Here is an 11,113-nt window from a genome sequence, read left to right on the forward strand (position 1 = left end):
GCCTCTGAGGGAGATTATCTCTCACATCAGTCCCACGCTAACATCCCTGCCTCTTAGTAACCAGCATTATTTGTACCGGCTATTGTCGTACAAAAAACAGTATCTTGCACACCGTTTAACCCCCATCATCATCACACCATGATTACTTATATCAACGAAGGAGATATCTTCCTCATTCCCGGCGTCAACAACTATGCACACGGGTGTAATTGCGCAGGCGCTATGGGCAAAGGAATTGCCGTTACATTCAAAGAAAAATTCCCTAAGATGTACCAGGAGTACAAGCAATTATGCCGTAATAAGCAATTTACTCCCGGAGACGTTTTTATGCATAATTATGGCGGAGGTATGGTATTCAATCTTGGTACACAGCAGTCTTGGACGACTAAAGCAACTATCGAAGCAGTAGCAACCTCCCTCGGAAAAATGCTCTGGCTGGCAAAAGAAAACCACGTTGACAAAATTGCGCTCCCAAAAATCGGTGCCGGCCTGGGAAAGCTGGATTGGGACGATGTAAAACAGGTAATTGACAAGCAAGCAGCCGCCTACCCGGATATAGCATTATTTGTGGTAGAGAATTTCAAAGGATAAACACTACCAAATAATCAGCTCCGTATATGCTTTACCGATATATTCCCGGAAGTCTCTTACCTTTTGTACGTCAAGCGTAGCTATATGCAGCTCCCAAACGGCCGCATCTTCCATCCATGGATCAGTTAATACATGCACTATTCCGGGGCCGGATTGACGCATATCGTAAGGCCATGCCAGGGCAATATCGAAGATAGCCTGGTTCTTCCAAACAGTTAATAGCTCTCCTCCACCAATTACGGCCCATTGCTCATCGTCGCTGATCATGGCGCAAGTGGGATTTCCGTAGAACCAATTGATATAAGTGACTTCTTTGGTAGCTAAATGAAATAAATAACCATTTTCATACAGGCTGCCTACCAACAGGCTTTTGCTCTCAGCATGTTTCACAAAAGCAGTATCCCGCTGTAATTTCCATAAATCTGTCATAGCGTTAAATATCCTTAGTATGAAAAAACAACACCCCTTCTTTCCCCTGTAATACCCTTCACTCCTATAAAGTTATCACACAAAATATTCTTTCAAGATAGCTTTTAATAATAATCGTTTCAAAATCATTGGACACCGGCAATTTCCTTTCAATTTTCAACTTTACTAGCCTTTTTTAAACTTCAGGCGTACACTTCCTTTGCATACTTTTGTAAGTATATATGACGTCATATAAAACATGCTGTAGCTGTACAATTAATTTGACAACCCTTTTTTTTAAACCAATACCAGAACTGAATCATCCCACTACTTATTAATTATGAAAGCAACAAAAATGCCTACAGCACGAAAGTGATCACTACCGGCTCCTGGCATATGGTCACCTGCATATACGACCTGGTTCAGCAAAAAATAACCATGTATATCGATGGTGTGCTGGATAATACAACTACCGGCGTATTACCTGCCAATGCCCCCGCTACCGCTAAATTATATATTGGCCGCGATGATATCTATTCTCCTACCAATGGCTATTTTGTCAAAGGAGGAATGGAAGAAATCCGTATCTACGGCAGAACATTGACAGCTACAGAAGTACAACAGCTCCTGAACCTGAACAACTAACCTGGTTTATTCGGATAGAAAACGCCCATGCAGTTGCTACATGGGCGTTTTCATTTATCACGCTTTTACCTGTTGATTCCATTACTCCATCGTATAATTCACAATCAGCCAGGCGCCTGCTATCGTACCTTTCACGGCATTAAAGTTCTGCACGGTAAAGTTGTAATCAATATGATCACCGGGCAGCTTCAATGACCCGGTAATTACGCTGATCGGGTCTATCAGCTGTATCTGGCTTCCAAACTTACTGGCATTCTTGGTCATAGCCTGGGCGGCAGCGCCGTTAACAGATACCATCAGGTTACCACTGTTGCTGGTGAGTACAAACAAGGCTACGCTCTGTATGGTAACCTTTATAGCGTTATTCTGCGTAAAATACGGTAACCCCGCCTTGGTAAGGCTACCACTGAAAGTACCGGTGCCATTCATAAATGCATACCAGTTATCAGACAACTCATGCCTCAGGTCAAACATCCGGAAAAGTCCCGCTACCGGCACACTGTCCACGATCTTCTTGAACAGTATTTTCAGGTAGTCGGTAGTTTCCTTCTTGAACAACCCTCCGCCCTGCCGGGATGTATAGCTCATCTGGATGATTACGTCGGTGATACTCTGGTAATCGAATTGTGCCAGCGAAGCCGGATCGTTCATTTCCAGGTGCCAGGAGCTAATGGCGCCGGTGCCTTCGAAAGGCAGGTATCGGTCATCATGGAAATTCAGTTCAAATAACCCGGTATCATTCTGTGCGTGGCTGGTGGCAATAGACTGGATGGCGCCAATGTTGTACGTAAATCGGTCATCCCCGCCGTCTTTTTCCACGTATTTATCATAAGCATCTGCCCCCGCCGGATTGAGCTGTGTATTCTTACGGTATCTATTGCTCACCTGTGATAAAGTGCAGGATACCGCCACCAATGGACCGCTGATACAAGGTATGCTTACTGAAATGGCTTTGATCCGACGCAGGTAATGACCCGGGTAGTCCATGTCAAACAACATTTCCGGAATATTGATATCGCATTGACCGGTATTGCGTAACTGCATCAGGGCTTCTGGCGATAATGCAGCAATAGAAATATTCTTGGTCAGCTCAAATTCACGTTGGTTATTCTTTAGGTAATTGGATTCCAGCCGTTTTACATCTAGCAGCAGCCGGTCGCCCGACAAGAGTCCCTTCTTCATTGTATCCCAATAGTTGTACTGGATCACATCACTATCGGCCGCCAGTTCAAACTGATAGCATTGTTCCGCTTGTTTAGCCATGGCAAATGCCAGCTGGTACGATTGAAAATAAAGGGTACTGATCTGCCCGGTCATCCAGGCATAAAGGTCTTTATTGGTATACTTGCTGGTCATAAATGTATTCACCTCCTGCGCCTGTTGAATCCTCAACTGTTGTGTGGTGGTTTCTTTTACTGCAATATCTTTACGGATATTCGCCACCACTATCTGCTGGTCTACCTGTGCCATTTCCAGGCTGGCCAGGTCTTTCTGGAGGTTCCAGTCGTCCATTCTGCGCTGGTATGCGCCAATGTTACCAATCAGGCCAGAGGTAGAATGCAGGATACCAGCAATGCCGCGAAACAGGGTACCAAACTGCCCGGTGGAACTACCTACGTTGTTACCACCAAAAGATACCGTAACTACCGGCGATCCGCCAAAACCGGCGCCCCCACCAGTAATAATAGGTATCATATGTGTACCGCCTGATGTAGCATCCAATACGGTAGCTACGATCTCAGAGATAATGGCACCGGCAGAAATACCAGCCTGGGCTATTTCCCATCCATTCATAAAGTCACGGCTGCTGTAGTAATCGAATTTTTTCTGGGAAATGGCTTTGGTTTTCTGCAAGGCATCGATCGACTGTGTAGCTTCTTCCACCTGCGTTTGCCGGATAAGTAATAGTTGTTGCTGTAGCTTTATTTCCTCGCCCGCTCTCAACAGGGCCAATGCCTCGTTGTCTTTCTTCTCCAGGGCAGACAGCAATGCGGCTCCCATAGCTTTTACCTGTTCTGCCAACTCGGTTGCTTTCTGCAAGATGACATGGAAGCGATACAACGGCAGTGGCGCATTGAGCATCGCTGTCACCGCACTGATATCTAACCCCGCTGCAGCTGCACGCACCAGCATACCAGGATCTATTGGCGGTGCAAATAATGCCAGTACACGGTGCACCCCATTGATGTCTTCACAGTTGCGGATCTTGTATAACCTGTCTGCAATAGTATCCCAGTAAGACAACAAATGATCATTGGCCGGGATACAGAAGTAAAGGGAAGACACGGTATTATGCGGTGTGGGCAGCTCTGCGCCCTTATGTGGCAACAGGTTCAGGTCAGGTACCAGGTTCTCCAGGTCTACCATAGCGTTGCTAAAAGCATCCAGCTTCAGTTCCAGCTGGTTGTAAGTTTCATCCGGAACTGGTACCGCCGGTGGAATGATCATGGGCTTTGGCCCCAGCAACTTATCCGCGAGGATATACATTTGCGTTGCCTGTACGAGCGACTCCATAGTATTCTGCATAAACAGGTTGTCGCCCCATGCAATCAGGTTATCCAGGTATTTCATGAGCAGCGCTTTCTGATAAGCCAGTGGCCGGGTACGGGCTACTTCATGTGGCATAAACGGATTTTCCCGCCAGCTTTCTACAGCATTCACCAGGTCCTTATAAACAGTCCCGGTAGGATCACTGGCAATATCAGTCAGGATAGTATCGATACGTTGGTTCACATAATCAAAGAACTCATGGAAAGGTTTCGTGATCCAGTACTTCTGTGGAGCACTGCCACCGGCTCCTCCAATAGGATTAAAAATATAATGATACCATTTCCGGGCCTCTTCAAATTGCTGGTTCTGACTCAGCTGGTTGCCTATGAAGAAAGGCAGGTGATAAAACAATTCCCAGTTATAGGAAGAATAACTTCCTTCCGCATCAAAATCAATATTTTCTACCGGATAAGGCTTTGCCACAGGCGACTGCGGTTGATAGGTCGTATTAAAATTAAAACTGTTGACCTTCGACTGTACTTCATAAGTCATAATAGCTGGCAATCCTCCTTTATACACTGTGCTCTTGATATAACATACCAGCGGGTGATAGAAATTGCGGAACATCAGCTGGGGCTTATGTTTCTTGTAAAAATCCCATTCCGCCGTAAGCCGGATATATTCCGGGTCTGCGTACAACTGCTGCAACAACTTATTGAGGTCATGGGCAGGATCCGCCAGCAGGATTTTCACATACTTAACAACTAACGCAATCAGGTCTGTCACGAATTTATAAATGTCGCTGAAGGTGCGCTCATTCTTACCATCTTCTCCGAAAAACCCTGGTATGATCACATACTCCCGGGAACCATCGGCATAGAAGAAAGGCATGAAGCTGGCCATGGGTAACACCAGTCTCCTATCGCTGGCAAATTCACTATTAGTGCGATAACCATTTTTAGCAGACATCAATTCCAGGGCAACATAAATCCAGTCGATCAATGAAAACTCGTGTGGATAGGTGATTCGGAAGATGCCTGGTGTTTTATTGAGGATAGCTTCATATTTATATGGACTCAATATGCTCCTCATTGACAAAGTATCCAGCGACCGGTTATCATTTTCCCGGTATTGCATCTGTAGGAACCGGGTATCCATAAAATCCGGGATCAGGTCGAGATAAGGCAATGATTGCCCTCCCCAGTTAGCCACTTCCGGATAACCTTTACAGCCCGTAAGATTGAACATCCCGATCGCATAGCCGTCAAAGGTACAGAGGATGCCATATCCCACGGTCCCCATATCAAAATCCAGCATGCGGAAAGTATCTTTCACGGGATTGAGGTCATTGTAATACCCCGTGTACAATACATCCTGCGAAGTTCGTTTAGGCTGCCATACCCCATTGATACATTCGCTGGTGGCCAGCTGTATCTTATAGCGTTTCAATGGCGCTGCCACTGGTTGATTAATAGGCGTACTTGGAATGCTCACGTTCTGCCCCTGCTGGATTTCTTCTGTGGGCAGGTGCCAGGCCAGGAACAGCCGGTTGTTAAGCATATAGGCCAGCAGGTGGTCGCCGGAAATATCTACATCCACTTTTGTCCATGGTTCCCATTTGCGTTCTTTCACGCCAGTGCGATAGTAATAGGTGCTACCCCCTCTTACCCGGGCAATCACATGCATGGTATAAGTGCTCACATCATAATAGCAGGCGCGCACATCCAGGCTGGCTACATCGTCCAGTTTCTCCAGATAATGTATAGCGGCTGTTTCCACGTTGTCGTCTGTAATTTCATTCTGTTGCAGTTCTGAGATGAGGTCAGCAAAGAAATAAGACTGGTCGGTCCGCAGTTCCGGTTGTATCCAGTTTTCGGGATACAGAAATACTTTCCTGTTGGCTACCCATACCTGGAAATTCTTCATCCACAACCATTGGCTCCAGCCATCATCCTGCGTTACGTCTGCAATGGCATTTGGTTCCAGCGCCATCAGGCAGCGTTGTATAAACAATTGAAGGATTCCATGCGCCATCACGATACGGGAACTCGGCTGACCGGGTTGCATCAATACATCCATCAGGAAATAGTCGTACAGGTCGTCCGGTCCGTTCAGGTCGGGGTTAAATGCCAGCAGGTAGGCTACCAGTGCGTCTCTTTTCTGTGGACGCAGCGCATCTTCCACGGGCTGAATAACGTTCAGCCATTGCTTGTCGTCGTATTTATTGCGCAATGTCTGGGTGATCAGGTCCGCTTCCACGTTCGTCAACACAGGTTTAATGAACTGCGTAGCAGTGACCGTTGGCACACCCAACAGCCGTAAAGCCGCTGTTGCTGCGCCAAGCCGCTGCCAGGTAGCTGGCAGCTTAAAGTCTGCCGGATACGTATAGCCGTACCAGGTAACCAGGTCATTTACATCGTTGATATCCCAACCAGTAAATAAGGTGAGAGTATGAATGGTGTCTAATTGCGCTGCACCGGATGCCACCTGTCCCCATACATCTGTCCAGGATAATATTACATTAGGATCTGCCGGGCTTTGTACCGTACCATCGTTCTGCATTAGTTGTAATGCAGTCTGCCATTTCACCCATTTATCAAAATCTGCTGCGGGCACATCGCCCTGGTACCGGAGGGTATCCAGTTCCAACCAGCCCATCACCGCATTGTTTTGCAGGAACCACTGCAAGTCTTTCGCCTGGATACTGATCCTGTTGAAATAACTGACCATGAGCTTTAGCAGCCGGATAGCCCGGTACTGCTTTTCAAATCCGGCAGGAGTTATCACTGGCGGAACCGGTGGCATATTTACCTGGTCTATCAGCAGATCGTCCAATAATACATCGCCGAGCACCTTAGCCGGGCCAGGGAATTTCAAGGAAGCATATTGCAACAATACCTGTGTAACGACATCGGTAGTACCAAACGTATTTTGTACGGCATTATACAACGCCGTTTTTTTGGCAGCCTGGAACAGATACAGGGAGATAGGCGTACTGAAGGATTGTATCAACGCGTTTTGTGCAGCGGGAATATTTGGATCGCCCGGCGCCAGCGCCAGCAGGGTGGTGATCTTACTCTGGATGTCCAGGGTATCGAAATACACGCCCAGGTTGGCTGCCACGTAAGCCTGTGGCGATAAAGCATCTGCGAAGGTATTACTTATAATGGCCAGCATCTTATCTACTGCCGCAGCAGCTATTCCCGGTAGCAAATTCATTTGTTGCTTCAGGCCATTCTTATTTTCATCCGGCGTTAATGCGGCGTTAAAAGCAGACCGGGTAGCATTAAATGCTTGCTGATAGGCTCCCTGCAAGGTAGTGAGCCAGGTAGTAATGGCAGTATCCTGCATTGTGAGCAAACCAGTAGGATCGCTGTTTTGCAGGAACCATTGCAGGTCGCTCACAGTAAAACCGGCTGCCTGCATAAACCGCACGCTAGCTACCAATCCGCTGGTGCCAGCCGGCGTGGTAAATAACGGTAGCGTAGCCAGGCTACTATACGAAAACAGTTCCTGTACTTTCAGTCCCAGCAGGTTGGCCAGCAAACCATGCCGGTACAGGAATGCCAGGTTATCACGCGTCAGCGTAGTATCTGCAGGATTCAACTGGCTGATGAGAAAAGTGATATCAGCGGCCTTCAGCTTCAGGCTTAATCCCAGTGTAGTCAGATGCGCACTGAGTGTATCGCGGCTACCTACCGGCAGGAGTTCATTGGCCACGATATTCTTTACGGTAAATGCCTCATCTATCGGGTTGGTAGCAATCCGGTTGAGATATACGGAAGTATACAAGCTAACCGGTTGCTGCCCATAAAATGACAAGGCTTGTTCTAAGGTAATACCCAGGCTGTTTTGCAGCTTGAGGAGGTCGGCGGTCAATACCAATGTAGCATCATTGAGTTGCTGGTTACCCAGGTCAGTATACATAATGATACTGTTCAGGTTATCCATGCTGATCGCTGTTCTGTGGTACAGTCGCAGGAACCGGTGAATGCGGTCCAGCGCCGGCTCGTCAAGATTTGCAATGATCTTCTTTGCCGTATCACAGGTGTTATCCAGGTGTTGGATAAACAGGTTGTTGCCGGGATTAATGAAAGATTCGGTCAGCAGTTGTTGCAGGTCTACATAGCTCAACCCACTCTTTTTCAGGAATACATCTACTTCCTGCAAAGTAGTAATCAATGGGAGGGCGCCGGTATTCCAGTAAACCGCCTGTCCTGCGGTAGTGGGATCCGGCGTTACGATCAATGTTCTTTCCGCCGGCGATATTTTCAGGTATACGGCTGCTTTGGATGGAGCATCAGGGCCAGCAGCGTTTCCCAGCGTGTCCATCAGATCTGCCCTTTCTATATTCACTATTTCCAGCAAGCTATTGCTTCTTTGCTGATAGATATCAAAAGGAAGTCCGAAAGATATATGTGACACCGACAACGCCTGGTAAGCGGCATCATTTACATATTCCGGGGCGGCATTTAGTTCCGCAGCACCCAGGTGTGTCTGCCGAAGCTGTCTTACCCGCCAACCGCTGCCTTCCGCCGATATCTTAGTGGTACTTTGGGTATCGCGCAACATATAGGTATCTACGCCCGCTGCGGAATACTTAGGATACAATAGCGCCTGGTCGGTAACATGCTTCACGCCATTGTCAGTGAGACCTTTCAGGAGATGACCATTGATTTTTCCCACGACTATATCGGCAGTATAGCTGTTATCGAGTAAAATACCCAGGTCGGGGCTCACCGCATCTTCCAGCACTTCGCATACCAGGTCGATATAGGGAATAGGCGTATTAGCATTATCGCAGTTCAGGTCAATATCGCCGATATCTGGCCGCCGGGTAAACAATACGTCCTTCGCAGTTTTGGTGCCATTGGCCAGCAAGCGGTTCTTCAGGAATTGCAATACATCCGCCAGGTAGGCCGCCGGACCATATACTGACCGGCAGTCCATGCATTCGCAGAGATCTGTTTCCTGGAACAGGCTTTTCAGGTTGGGGAAATCTTTCGATACCTGTTCTATCTTTAACGATAATGCTTCACCATTTAGCGCTTTCAGCTTACCTGCGCTGCCGTACTCTTTCAATTCGGCGCCAAGTGTCATCGCCGCAGTATGAATATTTACCGCTTTCTGATATACGGCAGCTGCTTCTTTCTCTGTAAAGGTTTGATCTTTACTGTATCGGGTAACGAATTGTTTTTGTCCTAATCCTACAATGTGGTAAGCTGATGTGAGTTGATCTGCCTGCAATTTTTTGGCTTTATTGTAGTCGGGTGTTAGCTTGTACAGCCTTTGCAGGGAGCGGAGTTGTGCTTTCGCATTGTCCGACAGCGGAGAATCTTTCAGCTGTGTATCTATCGGTTTGCCTCCCAGGTCTATTACCGGCAGTTGTTTCATTTCTTCCATAGCGGCAGGCTGATCTCTTTTGAAGTCAGCCATGAAGGCCACCTGGGGATATTTTTGCCGGAAGCGCCCCTGCAGGATGGTGGCATGCGTATCCAAAGCATCGGTACTGGCGGTCATGCTGGCGCGTAGTTGCTCATCAGGTAAGCGGTTGAGCATATTCTTCCACTCGTCAGTAGAAAGGGCCGCCAGTTGCGACACTTCCTGCTCATCTTTGATCTTTGCAGAAGCTTTTACATGTTGTATCAGGGTATCATCGGTGCCCAGCAGACTAGCGATGTTAATGTTTACTGCGGCGTCATTGGCAGTAGCCGCATTCAAGAAAGGATTGGCAGTTATCAGGTTATTGAGCAGTTGTGGCAGGTTGCCGCCGGCGTTCTGACTGATCAGTTCCACCAGTTTTTTGTAAGACCCGTCTTTGACACTGCCTACCAGGAGATTAGCCCATTGACGGGGTCTTTCTTCCTGTATATATTTCTTTGCTTCTTCCTGCAGCCCCTGTAATTGCCGCAGCATAACGGGCAGGACTTTGCTGATATCCGGAATAATATGGGCAGCAATAGCATCTGTAATGGCAGTACTGATCGTGTCGGTGTCTACCAATGCCGTTTCATATACCAGGGATTTCACATCGGAAGAGATGTTGATGGTCACCCTGGTAGTAAGCCATTGTTGGAGATCATTCTTCAGTAAAGTACCTTCTCTGAAAATAGCATAAAAGAAGGCAGGCTCAAACTGGAATTGTTGCCGGATCCTATACGATAATGCCAGGTATTCGAGGTGGTGATAGTCGATCCCGGTTTCCCGGTTTAGGAAGGTGATGTCCGGATGAGTGGTGGATTCCTCGAGGGTATCCAGTGTTATTTTACCAGTTACCGGAGATAATATCCGCAGATAGTTTTCATATTCACTGGACGTATTTCCTGGGCTTTCTTTCAGGTGAATATCAATATTCACGCGGGCGGGAGCATTGAATACAATATCGTTGATATCTGTTTCAAACAGCAGCTGGCTGTCTTTATATACTCGCATTAAGATATCCGCGCGTTGGTACTCATTTCTTTCTACCAGCCGCTGATCGTAAGGGATACTATATTTTCCGTTGGCATCAGTGAGGGCTTCTCCCAAAGTGGTTTCCGAGCGCAGGTCTTTGTCAAATGCTTTTACGGTGAGATGTGGGGCAGGCGTATTATCCGGTTGATATACTGTACCCGTTACAATAGCGCTTTGCACGCCATCGTGGCCGCTTTTCGATTCTACCTCCAGCGTTATTTCTTCTGTTGTTTCATGTACATTCCAGCTTTTTGCATCATGGCTGCCGGAAAGGATTACTTCTTCCTGCCATACCCGGAAATAAATCTGCGGGTTATGCCTTAGTAATTCCTGTACCAGGCCTTCGTTGAAAGTCAGCATAAACCGGCCATTTTCGTCGGTAATACCGTTGGCGAGTGGCACGTTGATGAGTGCTTCGGTGCTCCAGGCCTCTATCCTCAATCCGTGGAGGGGGTGGCCAGTGCGGGAACTTTTAATGAACCCTTTGATGAGGTGTGCTTTCATTTTTTTTGGAATTAGAACAATG

Annotated in this window: 4 protein-coding genes and 1 pseudogene; 2 read left to right on the top strand and 3 right to left on the bottom strand. The window is 47.3% G+C overall.

Annotated elements, in window-relative coordinates; translation table 11 throughout:
- Window positions 1–138 precede the first annotated feature (138 nt).
- Window positions 139–591: a macro domain-containing protein gene (locus HGH90_RS02330; RefSeq protein ID WP_168763396.1), complete on the top strand. Its 453-nt coding sequence runs from the start codon at window positions 139–141 to the stop codon at window positions 589–591.
- Between the two features lie 3 nt (window positions 592–594).
- Here the strand turns inward: HGH90_RS02330 and HGH90_RS02335 are convergent, their stop codons facing one another.
- The gene (locus HGH90_RS02335) at window positions 595–1,020 is read right to left on the bottom strand and encodes a hypothetical protein (RefSeq protein WP_169190297.1); all 426 of its coding nucleotides are present in this window, start codon (window positions 1,018–1,020) and stop codon (window positions 595–597) included.
- 312 nt (window positions 1,021–1,332) lie between these two features.
- On the opposite strand from HGH90_RS02335, the gene HGH90_RS02340 reads away from it, so the two are divergent.
- Complete coding sequence (locus tag HGH90_RS02340) at window positions 1,333–1,644, top strand: LamG domain-containing protein (RefSeq protein WP_317166135.1); 312 nt, start codon at window positions 1,333–1,335, stop codon at window positions 1,642–1,644.
- Window positions 1,645–1,725: 81 nt separating this feature from the next.
- Here HGH90_RS02340 and HGH90_RS32220 read toward each other — a convergent pair whose 3' ends face one another.
- Together HGH90_RS32220 and HGH90_RS32225 are read right to left on the bottom strand one after the other, a co-directional pair.
- Window positions 1,726–4,092, bottom strand: coding sequence for a hypothetical protein (locus tag HGH90_RS32220; RefSeq protein WP_410493673.1), 2,367 nt, complete (start codon window positions 4,090–4,092; stop codon window positions 1,726–1,728).
- Window positions 4,093–5,511: 1,419 nt separating this feature from the next.
- Window positions 5,512–11,091, bottom strand: a pseudogene (locus HGH90_RS32225) (neuraminidase-like domain-containing protein); the annotation flags it as partial.
- Between the last annotated feature and the right edge of the window lie 22 nt (window positions 11,092–11,113).

The organism is Chitinophaga sp. Ak27 (assembly GCF_012726295.1).
Taxonomy (GTDB): domain Bacteria; phylum Bacteroidota; class Bacteroidia; order Chitinophagales; family Chitinophagaceae; genus Chitinophaga.